This window comes from Streptococcus mitis, assembly GCF_965111725.1.
Lineage (GTDB): Bacteria > Bacillota > Bacilli > Lactobacillales > Streptococcaceae > Streptococcus > Streptococcus mitis_DV.
Window position 1 is genome coordinate 2,062,496 of the sequence record NZ_OZ217341.1, and the last position, 20,068, is coordinate 2,082,563.

The following is a 20,068-nucleotide window of genomic DNA, read 5'->3' on the forward strand; positions in this document are numbered from 1 at the left end:
ACTATTTCCTATCTACACTTTTCTTCACTTTTTTGGCATGTACTTGCAATTCTGTTAACGCTAGAGGATTTACCAAGTTTTCAAATCGAAGACGAAGGGCATAGGTTTCTACCTTGTCAAATTCAAAACGAAGCTCTTCATCCTTGTCGCTTGAAACTTTTCGGATAGCTGATACAGGGCGCCAATTCTCCTCTTGTTTGAGCAGGGAATCCTTATCCAAATGATTTGGAGTCCGAGGTAAAGTAGGCTCATTCCCTATGTAATAATCAATAAAGGTCGGCTCAACAGCCACATATTCTTGATTTTCAACATAATACAAGGTCAGGTTATCCACAAATCGCGGTTTTAAAATCCCTGCATTTCCAAAAAGAATGCCGACATTGGCTTGCTCTGACTTGGTAATCCAAGTATTGGCTGTCGATTTCTTCCTAGCAATAACCTTGTCATTGAGGTAAGATGCTGGGTGATTAGGCTCTGAATGGGAAGCAAAGACCAGAGGCAGGTTGGACCCTGTCCACTGATTGGAAATGACTTCCCCATCTACACTGGCATCTGTCACATGAATGGTGACTGTTGCTGGCAACTCACAGCCCGCTACTTGCCCTGTGAGCACATATTTTCCTACCTGAGCATAGACTTGAGGATTGAGTTCATCCCAAGTCACCTTGGCCGTATCTCTTCTGCCATCTGATAAGACTAGCTTGACTCGATCTGGTAAGTATGGGGCTTCCTTGACAAGCGTCCAAACCCTTTCAGGCTCAATAGCGCAAATCCCTTGGACACAAATCTGAGCAGAAACCTTTAAATCCAGCCCTTCTAGCTGGCCATATACAGTAAATTCATGAAAGCTAGCCAAATCTTCTTTAGGAATTTCCTCCCAGACAACCTTGACTCGTTTTGCACCGCCAAACTCATAGTCCACCAAGACCGAGGACGGAAGCTGGGGATAAGTCCCCCTATCTGTATACAAGCGAAGTGGTCGTACAGAAAGTGCCTGCCCTAGTGAGCTATTTTCTGCGACCTGCAAATGAGTTTGATAGGTCTTTCCTTTATAAAAGGCGTGAATAGCCAAGTCCCCTGCAGACAAGCAATGAAGCACTCCCTGCTTGATAATAGCGTGGGCACTACCACTCATCTCCCAAATCAATTCACTATTCCCCACCTTGTTCACAGGGTTATCCACAGTTTGTGGATAAAGTCCAATGGCTGGGGAATCCCCTTCTTGTAATCCTGCCTGCTTGTCCACTCGAATCTCAAACAAGCGCTGATTTTTCACTGGCTGGCAATCAAAAGCCTCTCCCACTAAGAGATCAAAACTTGCTGGCTCTAGTCCTCTGGCACTGGCCTTTACTCTTACTTGGCCTGCCTGCTCCAAGCTCTGAACCAAAAGTACACCTCTGCCATGAAAGGCTTTCCTCTTAAACCGACCATTTTTCTGAGCCTTGTAACGTTCACGACTGGCCTGCCTGCCGTTATCCACACCTACAATGCGAGCAGGGCCTTCAATTTTAAAATGAAGCTGATTGGAAGCGCTTAGCACCCAATTTCCATCCTTGTCCAATACATCAAAATAGAGATAGAGGAGGTCTTGCCCATCTGGCTCCAGTTTTGTTTTCTCGGCATGTAACCCGATTTTGGCTGGCTTACCTGCAGTCACCACCCTATCTTCTGCCACAAGCTGACCTTGACAGTCATAGGCCACAGCACGCAATTCTCCCGGTTGATAAGCCAAAGGCCATTCAAGATAGAGCTGGGCATAACCTTCTCCCTCTTGGTATTTTCTGCCATCTGAAGTCCATTTCTCCTGAAAGGTCTTCCTACCTTGAGATTTTCCATTGAGAAATAGCTCTACTGAACCAGCATTTGAATACACTCGAACAGGGATATCCCCATACTTATCCACAACTTGTTGATAACTCTTGTGGATTTCCCAATTCCAGTGAGGTAAGATATGAACCATGGGATGCTGATCTAGCTCCAACCACTGACTTTGGTAGAGATAATAGTCATTTTTAGGAATCCCTGCCGTATCCACGATCCCAAAATAGGAACTCTTTACAGGCGTGTCATTTTGATTGTGCCAAGGAGTCGGCTCACCGATATAGTCCACTCCTGTCCAGATAAACTGACCCGCATAGTCTAGCCGATTTCTATCTGCTATCCAAGAAGCCGTCGCCGTCTTCCCCCAAGGAACTCGATCATTGCCATAGTCTGACTGTTCAAAATTCCTCACGCGGCGATTATCCCCAACCCATTCCTTAGCTGGGCGAAAATAGCTATCACGCGTTCGGGTAGCCGATGAGGTTTCAGACCCGTAAAGTCGCCACTTGGGATGTCTTTTGCGAATCGCGTCAATATTATCTTCCGAGTAATTTAAGCCCACCACATCCAGCAAATTGGCTATCTTTTCATGACCTCCAGACCCATCGCCAAAGCGGAACTGATCCATTCCCATAGTCACAAAACGGCTATCATCCACTTCTTTGACCCTTCCTAGCAAGCGTTTGATCGTCTTCAATGAATGAGCATCGCCATTTGCTTCACTAACTTCATTTCCCAAGGACCACATAAAAATCGCTGGATTGTTCTTACCACGTTCAATCATAGTGCGCAAATCGTAATCTGACCAGAAATCGCCTGCTTTCGCTTCTGGATGAGTCGCTTCTTCCTCAAAAAAGCGACCATAGTCATATTCTTTCTTGCCTCCATACCAGGTATCAAAGGCTTCTTCTTGGATAAGTAAGCCCATTTTGGCAGACAGATCCAGCAAAATACTACTAGCTGGATTATGGGTAATTCGGATAGCATTGACACCCATTTCCTTCATCTGGCGCAAGCGTCTCTCAGCAGCTGACCTGTTTTCCACAGCTCCCAGCGCTCCGTAGTCATGGTGCAAACACACCCCATGAATCTTCAACCAGTGGCCATTTAGAAAGAAACCCTTATCCGCTTGCCAATCCATATAACGGTAACCAAAAGTCTCCTCTTCTTCATTAACCAAAATGCCATTTTTGTAAAGACGAGTCTTCAATTGGTAAAGGTGAGGATGATCAATATCCCAAAGCAAAGGTTGGAAAATTGATATGGCTTGTTTGAAATGATGTTTGCCCCCAGACTCAATCACTACAGAGTCTGTCGCCTGCCAGTCTGAAACCTGTTGTCCATCATACCAGATACCCTGTTCCAAATACACCGACACAGACTGAGATCCATCATTTGAAACCTTACTTGTAAGCTGAGTTTCCACCCATCCATCTCTTTGTTCCTTGAGCTTGGGACTTGCTATCTTAATCCCATACAAATCCAGATGCACCGAATCTGTAATCAATAATTTTACTTCTCGGTAAATACCGCTACCAGAGTACCAACGACTGCTAGGTTGCTGATTTTCCACAAAAACCGCAAGCTGGTTGGCCGTCCCATCATTTCTTAGATAAGACGTGATATCATAAGAAAAGGGTGTATAGCCATTGGGATAATAGCCCAGCACTTGCCCGTTGATATAGACTTGGGCATTCATGTAAACCCCATCAAAGAGTAAACGCACCGATACAAGACTGGCATCTTCTTCCAAGTAAAACTGTGTCCGATACCAGGCTTGACCCCCGTTTAACTGCCCACCCTCATTTTGCGCTGGCGAATACTGGTCAAAATCATTGTAAATACTCCAGTCATGCGGCACTTGAATGGCCTGCCAATTTCCCCTCTGAAAATCCGACGCCAAGGCCTCTTCCTTCCCCACCTCTTGACTAAAAAACCAGTGATTTCGTAAAACTTCTTCTCTTCTCATACAAGCATTCCTCTTTAAACGACTCGATTTATTTGACTATAGCACAAAACAAAAGCGCTTTCAAGATTTCTTCCATCACTCCCTAAATCCTCAGAAAAGATTCTATAATTTGTGGAAAAGTCTGAAAATCATTCCATGTTCAAGCAAACTGTCATTTTCAAGAAACAATACTCTTCTGAAATCTCTTCAAACCACGTCAACGTCGCCTTGCCGTGCGTATAGTTACTGACTTCGTCAGTTTCATCTGCAACTTCAAAACCATGTCTTGAGCTGACTTCGTCAGTTTTATCTGGCAACCTCAAAGCTGTACTTTGAGCAATCTGTGGCTAGCTTCCTAGTTTGCTTTTTGATTTTCTTTGAGTATCAAATCTGACAAGAGCGCAAAAAACACCCCTCTGAATGTTCATTCCAGAGAGATGTCCCTTTTGTCTTAACTATTGTAAATCGACTGTCTAAAGTCATCTGAATCTTTGAGATAAGCTTTATAAATCGCTTTTTTCAGTTTTTGAACGGGTGTTTCGATAAAATCAAACTTTTTAGCCGTGGTATTGCCTGCTTTTATTTGAGCTACTTCAGCTAAAACAGCTTCGTTCATAAGCTCTTGTAATTTTTCTTTACTTTCAATTACTTCTTCTCTTCCGTTGTAGTTTATCGTAATAGATTTCAGCCTATCTAATTTTGCAACACGTTCATTAATTTGATCTTTTTTGAAGGTTGCATATGTTTTTCCTAAGATTTTTTCGAAAATATATTTATCAGACAACGGTTTGCTTTCTGCTTCAGCTTGGTTTTTATATTGATTCGATACATAAGGAACAAATCCTTCATAATAGCCCAAAGCAGCCATCAATTCAAAGGCTTGTTTTCTAAAGGTGATATCCCCACTCATACCAGTGTCATTTTGACTAACACCATAAATGGTATCAAACATATCCACTAAATAATATCCATTAGCTTTTACATCACCTGTTGCATAAAATCCATTTATGATATAACGGTTCACTAAAATATTATTATCAATCAAGCTATTGATATCCGTTAGTTTTTCCGCTTCTGCCAGTGTGATTTCTGAGATTTTTTCACTCTTATGCGTAGCTTGAACTGCTGGATTTGTGTATGTTACGGGTGTTCTAGTCCCAGTTGAAGTAATCGGAGTTATTTTCTTGAAGTATTTAGTTTTATCTTCAGCTGTAAGTTGTTTTGTTGCTTCCGCTTCTAAATAATCTAAACTATATAACACATCAAAACTTCCATGCATATAATTTCTTAAATCTGCATCTGTCTTGAATCTGTCTGGCGTTTTGTTGTAAAAGCCATTTTTCTTACTTTCATCGTAAACGAAGTTTAAGTTGAAATATGTATCTGTCTCTGGTGTATAAGAATTCTCGAAGATTCCTCTAGCATAAAACTCTGCCGCTGTACCATCTCGACGACCATGATTATTAAACAGTACTGTTCTGTCTAATAAATGCGTCATTTCATGAGAATAAGTAGCTGAACCTCTATCATCCAGAACTCTATCTATGAAGTAACGGACACCCACTCCATTGGCTTCTGCACCTACATTTTGCGATGGTGAATACAATCCTAGAGGTGTCATAAAGTCTTTAACCCCTTTATCTGCTGTTGGTCCTGATTCTTTAGACCATGTAGTATTTATTCTAGCATTTACGTCTGCAGTATATTGTTTCATCGTATCGACAATTACTCTATTTGTAATTAGTTTCGGACGATTTTCTTCTTTTGTTATTCTATATAAAGTATCAACATAATTAGCCTGCCTTGTAGCTGTTAATTCTATCAATTCTTTAACCTTATTAAGCTCTTCGGTATACTTAGCTTTATTGGTTTTCTCTAAAGAAGTATCCATATACGTTCCGATGTTTCCGTAGGTTACCGTCGCTATGTTAGTTATAGCATACACGCTTGGTTCTTTAATATTTACCAAACCTAATAATGTAGCTACATTTTGTTGTCTTCTACTTTCAATTTGAAGATTTTCAGCTCCATATTTCTCAGGAGGAGTAGTTAATTTTGTATATAAGTCTACTTTTTCATCAGGTTTTTCTTTCGAAGCTTTTTCAACTACGATAGCTTTAGTCGCTTTCTTCAACCACGTATCGCCATCCATATTAGTGAATGTAGTTCTGTTGTAATCTAGGAAATCTAATAATGTTGGTTTATCTGTAATTTTACCAAAGTATTTCTCAAATGTTTTTGGACTATTCGTTAATTTAAGTTCATCATAACTCATAGACCCAAGGTGTGTTAACCAATCTAAAGAAGTAAGGTCTTTTTTACCGAACGAGCTTGGATTATAAGCTAGAATATCACGGATATTGGTATCTCCAAAATCAATATTATAAAAACGATTGATATAGGATAACCCTAGTAATATTTTCTCTTTATTAGCTTCAATATCACCTTTTACTTTTTCTCTATTTTGTTGATTATCACCTAAAATACTCAAGGTATGCGCCGCAACTTTTTTCAAACTAGCTTCTAAATCGGTTTTAGTCGCATCGAGTGTTTCTTTAATCGATAATTTTTCAAGATATTCTTTTCGTAGAATTTCTTTTACTTCTTCATCCCTTATCTGCGGCTGCGTTTTTTTCAACTCACTGCGTTTTTTATAAAAATCGCGCTCTATTTCTAAAGCAGGTGGAGTTAGTTGCGCTTTTATTTTTTCATCTGTTAAGAAGTCTACAGACTTCATTTCTCTACTAGCTTCCGTCACATCCACTGCATTTTCTAACTCGCTATTTTCTTGCAATAGATGTGGTTTGTCTTCTTTGGTACCAACCAAAATTACTTTTTGGCGCATAGCTTTAGTTGTTTCAGTCTTCTCTACTGGATTTGTTAACTCTCCTGTCTCCGGATTAACTTCATAAGTTTTAGTGACGGTTGTTTCCCCTTGTTCACCTGCATCCTCAACCTCTTCTTTTCCTTTCGGAAGTTCAGGATCATCTTTTCTTTCCTCAGTAATATCAATAGGTGACACTATCTTTTCTACATTTCCAACTTTTACTATTTTGTCTTTAGCTGGAGTGTTTTCTGTTGTAGTTTCTTCTGAGATAGCTCCTGTTTCTTGATTTAATGTGTATTTTGTAGTTGTTACTGTACGCCCTTTTTCACCTGGTGTTTCTACTTTTTCCTTATAACTTAGCGTCTCATCTGCTACATATCGTGTTTCAAACGGAGTATCCTTTATTTCAACCTTAGACTTAGTTCCTACTGCCGTTATTTTCGCTTGCATTGCTTTGGCTACTTTTGTTGAAACTTCTGGCTCAGTCAAGTCTCCTGTTTGTTCATTTACTTTGTAAACTTTTATTGTTGTCGTTTCTTCATCCTGACCTTGATTTCTGACTTCTTTGACACCTTTATCAAGTGACTCATCCGCGACAAACTGTTCACCTCTTTTGACTGTTGATCTTGTTTCTTCTACATTTCCAATCTTAACAACTCTATCTACTGGATGTTTTTCTATCTTTGTTGAAGTGTTTTCTACTATTTTCCTAGTACTTTCATCAAAACTGTAAGAAGTAGTTGTCACTTCCTTACCATTTTCGCCTGCTACTTCTACTCGTTGCTCTTTGTAATTTAAAGCTGGCGATGCTGTATAGATTGTTTTATAGTCCAGTACTTTTTCTTTCGTTACTGGACTTGGGACAGTTGGTTGCACTTGGGGAGCTAAGGGTTCAGGCTGAACAGCTGGTTCTGGTTCGTTTACCGGACTTGGGTTGGCCTCTGGAGATGGAGCCGTTTGTTCTGGTTGTTCTGGTTGTTTTTGGGTTTCTTGTGGGGCAGACTCACCAACATCTTTGACCCCCTCAACTGAATTCTCCAGCTGGTTCTCCTCACCCTTTTGTCCCACAGGAGATTGGTCTTCTTCTCGCCCTGATTCCACGGCTGGGCCTTCTGGCTCAGAATCTTTGGTCTCAGCAGTTTCTTTAGATGGTGCCTGGGACTCAGTACCTTGTGGGGCATGAGTTTGATTTTCCTCGCCCCCTGATTCCATGGCTGAGGTTGCTGGATCTGGTTGCTTCGGCTCGGCTTCGGGTTTGTCAGGTGTTTGTTTCTCGCCTGGTGTTGCTTCTGTACCCGGCGTTTCTTCGGCTCCTGGTGTTGGTTGTCCTATTCCATCAGCTGGTTTTTTCTCTGTTTCATTCTCTACTATTGGTTTTTTCTCAATTTTTTCAGGTTGAACTGGTTTAACTTCCTCTGGCTCTGGAGTTACAGGTTGTGTTGGTTTTGGTGCAGCTTCTTCCTTAGTCCCAACTGCAATCACCTTGTCCACCGGCTCTTTTGTAATTATATTTTCTATAACTTTACTAGATTTTTCCCCATTAACGATAGTGACTTCCGTATAGATGGTGCGTTCACCAACAACACCTTCTTGAACAACTTTAGTTTGCCCTTTAGCTAAGGTTGCATCTTCTTGTTCTATCGTTTGGAAAGCAACCTCCTCTGTAGTGACTAGCAATTCTGGTTTCTCTACTGTGACATTTAACACACCTTCCTCAGGACTTGTTTTATAATCACTATTATTTTCTGCTTTCGGTTGTTCTACTTGGGGATTTCCTGCAACTTTTTCCTTAGTCCCTATGGGCAAAATTTCATCAGGAGCTTGTTTGCTTGCAGGAGCTTCAACAATTTTCTCAACTGCGTAGGATGGTTGAGGAGATTGCACAAGGTCTTCAGTCGAGCTAAAATGAGATGCAGTCTGTGGTACAATCTTCTTAGATAGAGGTTCTGAACCGTCCTCCTTTTTAGATAATGCTGGCGACTCTACCTTATCAACAGAAAGTTCCTTGTTACTACTGTCTCTTACCAAATAATATCCCGTAAATTCATATCCTTGGACTCTTTCAGGGCTTGGTAGAAACTGACCTTCTACTCTCTTAACAAGGGCTGGTTGCAATTCTACCAGATTTTCGAAAGCAGAGATGGATGCTCCCCAGCCACCAACAGCAAAGACTGTCACAAGGAAGTAAGACGCTCCCTTTTTTCTCTTGATTAAAGTGAAGGAAAGCAATAATAATCCTGCTCCCAGGATAAACATCCCATCATTAGAAAAAAGACCTGTTTCTGGTAATCTTGTAGCCAATTTTCGATAGACAAAATAGTATTCTTTTCCCTCTTTTACCTCAATTTTATTTTCTTCAAACCATTGCAACTCAGATTTCAGCTTTTCAGGTAAATCCTGCTCATCCAAATAATGACTTGAAATTAGTGTTGAACTCGTTTCAGTAGCCTGTACAGGTTGAGCACTCATACCAGCAAAAAATAAACTCATTCCTAGCAAGACCGAACAAGCTCCTATTGCATATTTCCTCAAAGAAAAACGCTGCTTTCTCTCAAATTGAAATTCTTTCATCCCATCTCCCATCATTCATTATTACTGTATATTTAGTATATCAGAAATAGTCTGTATTCACAAATCTTTCTAGTTATTCCCTTATCATTCCTAATTAAAGTAGACAATATACAATAATTTTTAGTTAAATGTATATCAATATTTTTTGTTTTTCTTAACAAACGTAATACAAAAAGAGCCTGTTGCCAAGCTCTTTAGTCTATTATTTCTTCTCAGCGCGGAGAGCTGACAAGATTTGTGTACGGATATCATCCACACCATTTGGCGTATTTGGTAAAAAGATGGTTTGATTTCCTTTAGAAGCAAAGGTATTCAAGGTGTCCAAATACTGGTTGGTCAAGAGGATAGACATGATTTGTTCTTCTGTCATGCCAACATTGGCTTCCTTGAGTTCGGTGATAGACTCTGCCAATCCATCCACAATGGCCTTACGTTGTTGGGCAATCCCCACACCATGGAGGCGGTCTTTTTCTGCTTCGGCTTCAGCTGCAGTGACGATTTTAATCTTGTCGGCTTCCGCCAATTCTTGCGCTGCGACCCGCTTACGTTGCGCCGCATTGATTTCATTCATGGATTGCTTAACTTCTGCATCTGGTTCGACCTTGGTAATCAAGGTTTTCACGATAATGTAGCCGTAAGTTGTCATTTCTTCTGCTACTTGGTGTTGAACTTCAAGGGCAATCTCATCTTTTTTCTCAAACAATTCATCCAAGGTTAATTTGGGAACAGAAGAGCGAAGAGCATCTTCGATATAAGATTTAATCTGAGATTCTGGACGCATGAGTTTATAGTAGGCATCTGTCACGCTCTGCTCGTTGACACGGTACTGAGTCGCTACATTCATCATAACGAACACATTGTCCTTGGTCTTGGTCTCAACCACAATATCGCTTTGCAACAAGCGCAACTGAATGCGTGCTGCAATCGAGTCAATCCCAAAAGGCAAGCGAATATGAATACCGCTATTGGCAACCTTTTGGTATTTCCCAAAGCGTTCAATAATCGCCACCGACTGCTGACGAACCACATAAACTGTACTCAGTGTGACTATCACCAATAGGAGCACACAAACAATCAGAAAAATCATGAAAAATATTGCCATAATGGAACCTCCACAAGTATTTTTCTAGTATTATAGCACATTTAAAGAAGGCTGTGCCGTTTTTACTGCGATTTTTCCTGAAATGTCAATAATTAGAGGTGAATTGTCCTATTGTCGTCCAATCTCTTGCTAAAACAACTGGTAAGAAATTAGGTGCACCATGCTAGTTCTTTCCAGACCACCCTTATTTCGATTTTAAACAATTAAGAGTCAAACTGGAAACAGACAGATATTGAGCTAATGTAAATCTGTTTGTGACAAATGTTTTTAATATAATGTTTTATCCTTCAAGTTAATGAAGGGAGTTGTTATATATAGCAATTTTACTCACAATGTAAGTTAGTTTTAATATACAAGCTGCCATACTTCAAGAATTAAGCAATCTTGATGATCTAAATTTGATGTGTATACTATTTTTGTCATCGGTTACCGATTACGTTCCTTACGGTTCGTGAGAGGAGGTGAAACTAATGAGCCTTATCATAGAGCTCGCTCTTACTATTATAGCGGACGTCATCGCAGGAATTATCTTGTATTTCGTTTGCAAATGGCTAGATGGTAAGAAGTAGACCGACTGACTAGCCTATCAACACCCGTTAAATCGCTAAGATACGTCAAAAAAGCCCTTAACTACGGCAATAGTTAGGGGCTTTGGTGTTCTAATGAACCTTATCAATTAACTATATTCTAGCATATAATCTACAATAGTTCAAGCATTAAGTGACCTTGATGATCTAAATTTAGTGTGGTATAATACTTTTGTCATCGGTTACCGATTACGTTCCTATGGGTTCGTGAGAGGAGGTGAAACTAATGAGCCTTATACCAGAGCTTGCTCTTACTATTATAGCGGACGTCATAGCAGGAATTATCTTGTATTTCGTCTGCAAATGGCTAGATGGTAAGAAGTAGACCGAATGACTAGCCTATCAACACCCGTTAAATCGCTAAGATACGTCAAAAAAGCCCTTAACTATGGCACTAGTTAGGGGCTTTGGTGTTCTAATGAACCTTATACACTAACTACATTCTAGCATATAAGCCCAGATATTTCAAGCATTAAGCAATGTTGATGATCTAAATTTAATGTGATATACTATTTTTGTCATCGGTTACCGATTACGTTCCTTACGGTTCGTGAGAGGAGGTGAAACTAATGAACCTTGCCCCAGAGCTCGTTCTTACTATTGTAGCGGACGTCATAGCAGGAATTATCTTGTATTTCGTCTGCAAATGGCTAGATGGTAAGAAGTAGACCGAATGACTAGCCTGTAAACACCCGTTAAATCGCTAAGATACGTCAAAAAATCCCTTAACTACGGCCATAGTTAAGGGATTTGGTGTTCTAATGAACCTTACCCGATAAAATTATTCTAACACACAAGCGCTAAGATTTCAAGAGTTTTATTTATTATTTAAAGTTCCTTAGTTCTGAAAGGTATTTGATTTTTCATCAATTCATTTAAAAATACTATACAAATTTCTTACATTTTCCATAAGTGTGATATAATGGACTCAATAAGATAACTTGTGAAGGATAAACGCTGGGTCCCAGAATGGGGTAGACTGAAAGGTTGAGCATTCCTATGTGCCTGGGGTTATCTTTTTATTTTGATTTTTTAAGGCTCTCTACAAAGTTTAGAGGGTCTTTTTCTATTCCTGTAGAATATACCAAAACACCCCTTAACTACTGGCATAGTTAGGGGCTTTGGTGTTCTAATGAACCTTATACACTAACAACATTCTAGCATATAAGCCCAGATATTTCAAGAGTTTTATTTATTTTTTAAAGTTCTGGAAAGGTCTATAATGAAGTTAGCCATCTAATATCTAAAAACCGACTAGCTCTTATGAACTAGTCGATTTCTCATCAATGCGCCAACATTTCTTGGGCGATTTCTTGTCCAGATAGGTTATCTGGGTAGTAGGTTGGCCAGTTATCCATTTCTTCAAAGAGGGCTTCTTGGCTTGTGCCTCCAAAGAAGATATGGAAATGTTCTGCCTTAACTGGGGCGATATTGTGGTCACTAAACTGAACATACTTGAACTGTCCAGCGTCCGCATCTGTCGCTTCAAAGAGGAAGCGCACACCACGATTGCCTTTCTTATAAGTCAAGATTTTCTTACCAACATACTTGTAGGTGAATTTCTTACTTTGTCCACCTTGAACAAATTCCATAGTATTATCAGTAATATTGATCTTAGTAACATCTGTCTGATAGCCTTTTGTATAGTAGGCCTTGTACTCAGCCTGAGTCATCTTACCAGTCAACTTAGCCTTGTAGTCAAAGACTTGGTCAAACGTACCATCTTCAAGGAAAGGATAAACTGATTGCCAGTTACCTGCATAGTCACTCAAAGTGCGGTCCTTGACAGCTGCATCCTCGAAGTAACCATTTTGGACTGTCTTGGTATCCTCTGCCTTTTCAGGCTCAATTGCTGGGCCTTCTTGGTCTGTTGTTTGTTTCAAAGCCTTGAGGTTTTTCTCCATGATAGAGATATAATTTTCTCCCGCCTTGGTGTCCTCTTCTGTTAGACTTTCTAAAGGATTGAGGACATCAGTTTTGACACCTGCTTCTTTTGAAAGTGTATTAGCAAGAGCTTGTGAGGCATTTTCTTCAAAGTAGATATAGGCAATTTTATTTTTCTTAATGTACTCTGTCAATTCTGCCAGACGAGCAGCCGATGGTTCTGCATCTGGAGAGAGACCTGAGATTGCGACTTGTTTGAGTCCATAGTCCAAAGCAAGATAGTTAAAGGCTGCGTGCTGAGTCACAAAGCTCTTTTGTTTAGCTTGAGACAAGCCTTCTGCATAAGCCTTATCCAAGGCTTGTAATTTTTCGATATAGGCAGCCGCATTCTTCTCAAAGGTCTCTTTTTTATCAGGATAATCTGCTGACAAGCTGTCACGGATGTGCTCTACAAGTTTAATGGCACGAACTGGTGATAACCAAACATGGGGGTCAAACTCATGGTGATGGCCTTCTTCTCCATGGTCATGGTCTCCCTCTTCTTCCTCACCACCTGGCAAGAGCAACATATCGCCTGTCGCCTTGATGGTTTTGACCTTTTTCTTATCCAAGGTATCTAGCAATTTAGGAACCCAAGTTTCCATGTTTTCATTTTCATAAACGAAGGTGTCTGCGTCTTGGATTTTGGCAACTGCCTTGGCAGATGGTTCGTATTCATGGGGTTCTGTACCAGCACCGATTAGGAGTTCTACATTAGCAGTATCTCCTGCAACTTGCTTGGTAAATTCATAGACAGGGTAAAAGGTTGTCACGATATTTAGTTTGCCATCTGCCTGCTTTTGATTGGAACAAGCCACTAAAAACAAGGCACATAGACTGGCTAGTAATAAGCTAATTTTTTTCATCTTAGTCTCCTATTTGATAAAACGTCTTACTAAACTAATGAGCAAGAAAACAGTTACAAAAATAATAGTAATACTTGCACTTGCAGGTGTTTCTGCATAGTAGGAAATGTAGAGTCCTGCCACCATTCCCAAAAAGCCAATCGCACTAGCAAGTAGCATAACCGATTTAAAGTTTTTCCCCAGACGCAGGGCAATACTAGCTGGCAAGACCATAATGGTCGACACCAAAAGAGCTCCTGCTGCAGGAATCATAAGGGCAATGGCCACCCCCGTCACCATGTTAAAAAGAATAGACATGGTACGAACGGGCAAGCCATCCACAAAGGCCGTATCCTCATCAAAGGTCAAGATATACATCGGACGAAGGAAGAGGAAGGTCAAAATCAAAACAACCGCCGCAATGACAAAGAGGGAAAGCACCTGCTCCTCACTGATAGTCACGATTGAACCAAAAAGGTACTGGTCCAAACTCATAGAACTCGAGCTTTTACCCTTGCTCATGACAATCAGAGAAACAGCCAGACCTGTTGACATGAGGATAGCTGTCCCGATTTCCATAAAACTCTTATAAACCGTACGGAGATACTCCAGAAAGATCGCCGCAATCAAGACAATGGCAATAGTAGAAATAGTTGGAGAAATCCCTAGTACCAGACCAAAGGCTACACCTGAAAGAGAGACGTGGCTGAGGGTATCACTCATCAAACTCTGACGGCGCAAGATAAGGAAGGTCCCCAATACCGGCGAGAAAAGACTCATGGCAATAACGGCCAGAAAGGCACGTTGCATAAAGTCATAAGATAACAAACTAAGCATGGCCCACCTCCTGATCATTTTCATGAACGTTGAAACAACGCCATGGCGAGTCTTGGTTACGGACTAGATGAATATTGCGGTCCGCATAGTCCTTAACTTCTTCAGGGTCATGGGTAATCATCAACACAGCCTTGCCATGATGATGGGCGCTGTGGTGCATGAGTTCGTAAAATTCATTTTTACTTCCTGCATCCATCCCCGTTGTCGGCTCATCTAGGATAAACACATCAGGGTCAGAAGCAAACATACGCGCAATCACTGCTCGCTGCTTTTGTCCTCCAGATAGAGACCCTAAGCGTTTGTCTCGGTGTTCCCACATACCAACTGAGTCCAAACTAGCCTTGATATGCTCCTCATCATGAGCATTCAAGCGACGGAACCAACCCTTTCGTGGATAGCGACCGGACTTGACAAATTCATAAACCGTACTTGGAAAACCAGCATTAAAACTGGCAATCTGTTGAGGAAGGTAGGCTATTCTCAATTTCTTACCTTGCGTATTTGTCTTTGAAATGGTCACCTTGCCAATGCGTGGTTGGAGAATTCCAAGACTGGCCTTGATGAGTGTCGTCTTAGCCGCTCCATTTTCCCCTGTCAAGGTAACAAATTCCCCACTATCAACACTATAATTGATATGTTCAAGAACGGGCTCCTTATCATAATAGAAGGATAAATCCTCTACCGTAATGTATCTCATTATTTGATTTCTCCTACTAAAGCAGTCAAAAACCGCTGGATCACTTTTTGTTCATTTGGAGTAAACTGAGTCGCCACTTGTTCATAGGTTAAAAGCGTATGCTCATGGTGATGATGGTGCTCCTCAGCGATTGGACGAGCCAAATCAGTCAACTGATAAAAAATCACACGCGCATCCTTAGGATCTTTAGATGTTTCCAACATCCCTTCCTTGACCAAAGACTTAATGGCCTTGGTAACTGCTGCCTGACTGACATTGAGGCGACGCGCCAACTCTGAATTGGTTAAAGATTCCTCTGACAAGAGCATGAGGATATGCTCCTGGGTATTAGTCAGAGCCACCTCGCTAGTACAATGACCTATTAGAATTTCATGCTGATTTTCCGCCTGCAAAATTACCTCATTCAAAAAAGCATCAATATCCTTCGCTAGCTGTCTCATATCTGACTCCTTTCCTTTTGAACTTCTCTTTTTTAAGAGAAAAATACTATTCTGTAGAATTTTATTTACCAGTTAATTATATCACAAGCAAAAAAAGAGTCAAGAAAAAACGTGAAAATCGGCTTCATTCTTGAACTCTTCTATATTATGAACTATTGAAATTCCTTGACATATCCATCGTATGTCGCCCAGTCTTTGCTGAAAAAGCGCTCATTCAGATGGTAAGTCGGAGCTGGTGTAGGATTAGATAGGAAAGGATCAACTGCCTTGTCAAAAGCCAACCAACCCAACCAACCAAGGTGAATGGTGTCCTTCATAAAGAAAGGCTCCCCACCATCCTTAGAAAAATCTGCTATATTGGTAAAACCTTGACTCTCTAACTGGTAGCGAATCTTCTGCACCGTTTGTTGGTACATATCCTCTCGTAGACCAGCATAATCCATCCATTTTTTATTAACAGGTGGAATGATAAAAATCGGGTTTACCTTAGATTTAGAAAACTGGGTTAACACCAACTGCAAGTCATTATACTCTGGCGACTTGAGATAGGTGAAGTTTTTCTGAGAATCCTTTAATTTCTTCAAATCCTTCTTGATCTGCTTATTATAGAAATCATTCTCCATTCCCAGATCATTATTGGAAGTATTTTTTTCTGCATCTGCTTTAACAATATCTTCTATGGCTTGATAAGAAAACTGGTCTGGCAAGGTCTTTAAATACTTAGATACATGCTTCTCGTAGTTGACATAGCCTCTAACTGAAAACTGACCAAAAAAGGAAGCTTGGCGTTCATTAAACCGAGCCAATAATTCAATCATTTCATTGTCTGCCGTCGACAATTCTTCTTTGCTTGCCAACTTCTGAACCAGATCCTTCATAGCTACGTTTGGGAACTGCTGTAGTAAGCGAGTCGCCGCATATTGGCTAGCCTGATCTCCAGATTGATGTTCCAGAAAACTGGTCAACTGGTCTCCATTAAAATACTGCTGGAAGGCTGCTGGCTCATAGCCGTTTTTACTGAACCACTGGGGGGAGATAACATACACAACTTGTTTATTCTCCAGTTGTGGCAACATCTGTTGCATTCCAAAATACTGGTTAAGCGATGCAGCTCCCCTCTGTCCTAAAAGATAAGGACGGTAGGATCGATTGTATTTCTCAGCTAATACCGCAGGATGAGCACCGTCAAAACGAAGCCATTCACTAGAGCCAAAGAAGGGAACAAAACGCATATTTGGATCAGATAGTGCTCTGACTTTTTGACTTCGTTCCTTAAAACTATCGATAGTAGTAGCCACCGCTGAACGCTTTTCAGCTCCTAGATTATGACGCATCTCAGTAGGATAAAAGAAAATGAGCAGAAAAACCAACAAACCAGCTATCAAGACCGGTCCGAAGATCATCCATAAGCGTTTAAGCATTTTGTAGCTCCACAATACCAGCTATGATTTTATTAGCTGTATTCCAGTCGTCACGACCAAACTCTGTTACAGGGACACGAATGTCAAAACGGTTTTCAATCTCCACAATCAATTCAACCGTTCCCATACTATCCAAGACACCTGCATCAAAAAGATCTTCATCCATCATGTCAGAAACATCTTCCATAAACAACTCATCAATAATTTCGATAACTTCTGATTTGATATCCATATTTTATTTCCTTTTATTTTTTAAACCATAAATCATTCAAGAATCCAGAAAAGATTAAGAATGACAGCATGACGACATGGAAGGTGACAACCATGCCAAGCAACTGAATCCAGCGATTCTCAGGTAGAGCAGGCTTCCCTGCTTTTTTTCGCTCCTTATTGAGTGTTTTTTTCTTACGAACCCAAGCGTCATTGATGACCAGTCCAATCCCATGAAAGAGTCCATAGGCGATGTAGTACCAGGTCACACCGTGCCAAAATCCCATAATCAGCATATTGACAATGTAGGCCACACTTGAGGTTACATTGCGATTCTTAAAGACCTTCTTTCTGGTCAATACCATGACCATTCGCATAAAGACAAAGTCACGGAACCAGAAAGAGAGACTCATATGCCAGCGATTCCAAAACTCCTTCAAATCCCTTGATAAAAAGGGCTTATTAAAGTTGATAGGACTACGAATTCCCATCAAATTTGAAATGGCTAAGGCAAACATAGAATAACCTGCAAAGTCAAAGAAAAGCTCCAGACCAAAGGTATACATAACTGCCAAGGCATAGAGGTTAAAGAAGCCACCTGACTGCAAGGCTAGATTCTTCAGAGGAGGGAGTAAGGTCTCTCCTAAAACATGAGCTAGGATAAACTTATACAAAAAACCCCACATGATATAGCGAACAGATTCATCCAGCATATCCATCAACTCATCTCGCTCAGGAATGGTCTGATAATTTTCATTAAAACGCTTAAAGCGATCGATTGGACCACTTGAAAAAGTCGGCATGAAGAGAAGGAAACGAAGGAATTCCCAGAGGGTAAAATCCTTAATCACTCCATCTCTCAGCTCGATGATAATCCCAACCGAACGAAAGGTCAGGTAAGAAATTCCCAAAAATCCAAGCAAAGACTGCGTTCCATTGATAGCTGGCTGCACCTTGACAAAGATAATCGGAAGTAGGGACAGAAAACTAACTAAGTAGAAGACCCACTTGCCATCCTTGCTTTTTCGATAATGCTTGTAGAAAAGCAGGAGCAATATTTCCCAGCAAAGGTAAATACCCAAGGCAGCCAATTGATTGGTCTTCCCACCTACCAACATGGTGACGATAAAGAAGAGGCTAACCAGCACTTCATACCAGGCAAAGCGTTTCTTGAAAAAGAGACCGATAAAGATGGGCAAGGTTGCAACAATCACATAGACAAAATACTGAGGATTGCCATATGGCTCTAAATGAGGAAGCTGTTGAAAAAACTCCATCATCTCTTATTCACCTCGTTAATCAATCCTTTGATGTCAATCTTTCCATTTGGAGTCAGTGGCAAACTGTCTCGGTAAAGAAATTTAGACGGCATCATGTAGGACATCATGATGTCTGTCAAATCTTCCTTGATGGCCTTGGTAATATCGATATCACGCTCAAACTGCTCACGAACACCGTCTTTTAAGATGACATAGGCCAGTAGATTTTGTACCTTATGGTCCTTGTTATAGCGCGGAACTGCGACAGCTGACTCGATAAAGCGAGACTTATTGAGGTTTTGAGAGACATCTTCTAACTCAATGCGGTAACCGTTAAACTTAATCTGGAAGTCCATGCGTCCGCCGTAGAGAAGCAAGCCTTCATCTGTCATAGTTCCCACATCTCCTGTATGATAGGCTGGCAGACCTTCAAACTCAAAGAAGGCTTCTGCTGTTTTTTCAGGATTGTTCATATAACCTTTTGAAACAGCTGGTCCAGAAACAATGATTTCTCCCTGTTCACCATTTGGCAATTTATTTCCGTCCTCGTCAATGATAAAGGTTGGAGAATCAGCCTTGGTATAGCCAATTGGTAGGCGTTTGAGAGTCGCTAGCATCTCGTCTGTCACAGCAACTGCTGACAAGGCTACTGTCGCTTCTGTTGGACCGTAGGCATTGATAATACGAGCATTTGGGAAACGCTCGCGCAGTTTTTGAGCTGTTTTAACCGTCAATTCTTCGCCATCAAAGTAGAAATGCGTGATTCCAGGCATTTTCTCACTGTTGAAGTCTTCAGACAACATGGCCATATCCGCAAAAGAAGGGGTTGATGTCCAGATAGCGATTGGCAATGAAAAGATAGTCGCAAAGAGTTGCTTAAAGTCCTGAGTGATGGCTGAAGGAAGAGCGAAAAGCGTACCACCCAGTGCCAAGGTCGGTGCCCAGTACATGACAGACAGGTCAAAAGAATAAGGTGGCTGAGCCAGCATTTGCGGACGACTTGGCGTCGCAAATTCCTTGTCCGTAATCATCCAATTGGTAAAGCTGAGGAGATTATCATGTGAAATCTGCACTCCCTTTGGCTTACCAGTCGTACCAGAAGTAAAGATGATATAGTAATTATCATCCCCCTTGACTGGATGCGTGATTTCATAGCTTGTCTCTTGAGCAAAGGCTTCTTGAACCTGATTTAGATTCATCATCGGTGTAGAAACCTGCTCTAATGGAAAGTCTGAAATGGCAATAATCAAGCTTGGCTCTGCAACTTCTAAAATAGCCGAAACTCGCTCCAAGGCCGAATGGCTATCAATTGGAATGTAGGCGTGACCTGACTTAGTCAAGGCTACAAAAGTTGCCAACATGTCATACTCTTGACCACCAAAAACGACCACAGGGGACTTCTCAGGCAAGCCTAGTTGGTCAATGGCTGCAGCCAAACTATCCGAATCAGCCTTCAAATTTCCATAAGTGTGTTCCTGCCCCAAAACATTGTAAACAGGATAGCTAGGCTGTGTCTGAGCAAAATGCTCAATGGTTTCAATCATATCTACTATTGGTTTATGTGACACAATAGGGATTCT

General features: G+C 40.9%; 12 protein-coding genes. All 12 read right to left on the reverse strand.

From position 1 onward, the window contains the following. Position 1: 1 nt before the first annotated feature. The 12 genes from ACLV7Q_RS09900 to dltA all read right to left on the reverse strand — a co-directional run bounded on the left by ACLV7Q_RS09900 (position 2) and on the right by dltA (position 20,056). Positions 2 to 3,790: a sugar-binding domain-containing protein gene (locus ACLV7Q_RS09900; RefSeq protein WP_218758002.1), complete on the reverse strand. Its 3,789-nt coding sequence runs from the start codon at positions 3,788 to 3,790 to the stop codon at positions 2 to 4. Positions 3,791 to 3,918: 128 nt separating this feature from the next. Next, positions 3,919 to 4,086, reverse strand: a complete 168-nt coding sequence (locus ACLV7Q_RS09905) for a hypothetical protein (RefSeq protein ID WP_218758010.1) — start codon at positions 4,084 to 4,086, stop codon at positions 3,919 to 3,921. A 134-nt stretch (positions 4,087 to 4,220) separates the two neighbouring features. Next, positions 4,221 to 9,167, reverse strand: coding sequence for a ZmpA/ZmpB/ZmpC family metallo-endopeptidase (locus tag ACLV7Q_RS09910; RefSeq protein WP_218758003.1), 4,947 nt, complete (start codon positions 9,165 to 9,167; stop codon positions 4,221 to 4,223). Positions 9,168 to 9,369: 202 nt separating this feature from the next. Further along, the gene (locus ACLV7Q_RS09915) at positions 9,370 to 10,254 is read right to left on the reverse strand and encodes an SPFH domain-containing protein (RefSeq protein WP_025168872.1); all 885 of its coding nucleotides are present in this window, start codon (positions 10,252 to 10,254) and stop codon (positions 9,370 to 9,372) included. A gap of 1,885 nt (positions 10,255 to 12,139) precedes the next feature. Continuing rightward, a complete protein-coding gene (gene adcA / locus ACLV7Q_RS09920) occupies positions 12,140 to 13,645 on the reverse strand; it encodes a zinc ABC transporter substrate-binding lipoprotein AdcA (protein WP_218758004.1) in 1,506 nt (501 codons plus the stop codon). Positions 13,646 to 13,654: 9 nt separating this feature from the next. After that, complete coding sequence (locus ACLV7Q_RS09925; protein WP_061438592.1) at positions 13,655 to 14,461, reverse strand: metal ABC transporter permease; 807 nt, start codon at positions 14,459 to 14,461, stop codon at positions 13,655 to 13,657. Next, a complete protein-coding gene (locus ACLV7Q_RS09930) occupies positions 14,454 to 15,158 on the reverse strand; it encodes a metal ABC transporter ATP-binding protein (protein ID WP_001269496.1) in 705 nt (234 codons plus the stop codon). The genes ACLV7Q_RS09925 and ACLV7Q_RS09930 overlap by 8 nt, the downstream gene beginning before the upstream one ends. Then, positions 15,158 to 15,598: a zinc-dependent transcriptional regulator AdcR gene (gene adcR / locus ACLV7Q_RS09935; protein WP_001249308.1), complete on the reverse strand. Its 441-nt coding sequence runs from the start codon at positions 15,596 to 15,598 to the stop codon at positions 15,158 to 15,160. Before adcR ends, ACLV7Q_RS09930 begins: the two co-directional genes overlap by 1 nt. Positions 15,599 to 15,750: 152 nt before the next feature. Then, positions 15,751 to 17,019: a D-alanyl-lipoteichoic acid biosynthesis protein DltD gene (gene dltD / locus ACLV7Q_RS09940; protein ID WP_000919878.1), complete on the reverse strand. Its 1,269-nt coding sequence runs from the start codon at positions 17,017 to 17,019 to the stop codon at positions 15,751 to 15,753. After that, a complete protein-coding gene (gene dltC / locus ACLV7Q_RS09945) occupies positions 17,012 to 17,251 on the reverse strand; it encodes a D-alanine--poly(phosphoribitol) ligase subunit DltC (RefSeq protein ID WP_000351967.1) in 240 nt (79 codons plus the stop codon). Before dltC ends, dltD begins: the two co-directional genes overlap by 8 nt. A 13-nt stretch (positions 17,252 to 17,264) precedes the next feature. Beyond that, a complete protein-coding gene (dltB, locus tag ACLV7Q_RS09950) occupies positions 17,265 to 18,509 on the reverse strand; it encodes a D-alanyl-lipoteichoic acid biosynthesis protein DltB (protein WP_000969762.1) in 1,245 nt (414 codons plus the stop codon). Then, positions 18,506 to 20,056 carry a D-alanine--poly(phosphoribitol) ligase subunit DltA gene (dltA, locus tag ACLV7Q_RS09955; RefSeq protein ID WP_218758005.1) on the reverse strand — a complete coding sequence of 517 codons (1,551 nt, stop codon included), beginning with the start codon at positions 20,054 to 20,056 and terminating at the stop codon, positions 18,506 to 18,508. The genes dltB and dltA overlap by 4 nt, the downstream gene beginning before the upstream one ends. Positions 20,057 to 20,068: the final 12 nt, after the last annotated feature.

Bases quoted from the DNA above. Each gene is read 5' to 3' on its own strand.
- ACLV7Q_RS09900 (WP_218758002.1), bottom strand. From the start codon at position 3,790: ATGAGAAGAGAAGAAGTTTTACGAAATCACTGGTTTTTTAGTCAAGAG.
- ACLV7Q_RS09910 (WP_218758003.1), bottom strand. From the start codon at position 9,167: ATGAAAGAATTTCAATTTGAGAGAAAGCAGCGTTTTTCTTTGAGGAAA.
- ACLV7Q_RS09915 (WP_025168872.1), bottom strand. From the start codon at position 10,254: ATGATTTTTCTGATTGTTTGTGTGCTCCTATTGGTGATAGTCACACTG.
- adcA (WP_218758004.1), bottom strand. From the start codon at position 13,645: ATGAAAAAAATTAGCTTATTACTAGCCAGTCTATGTGCCTTGTTTTTA.
- ACLV7Q_RS09925 (WP_061438592.1), bottom strand. From the start codon at position 14,461: ATGCTTAGTTTGTTATCTTATGACTTTATGCAACGTGCCTTTCTGGCC.
- ACLV7Q_RS09930 (WP_001269496.1), bottom strand. From the start codon at position 15,158: ATGAGATACATTACGGTAGAGGATTTATCCTTCTATTATGATAAGGAG.
- adcR (WP_001249308.1), bottom strand. From the start codon at position 15,598: ATGAGACAGCTAGCGAAGGATATTGATGCTTTTTTGAATGAGGTAATT.
- dltD (WP_000919878.1), bottom strand. From the start codon at position 17,019: ATGCTTAAACGCTTATGGATGATCTTCGGACCGGTCTTGATAGCTGGT.
- dltC (WP_000351967.1), bottom strand. From the start codon at position 17,251: ATGGATATCAAATCAGAAGTTATCGAAATTATTGATGAGTTGTTTATG.
- dltB (WP_000969762.1), bottom strand. From the start codon at position 18,509: ATGATGGAGTTTTTTCAACAGCTTCCTCATTTAGAGCCATATGGCAAT.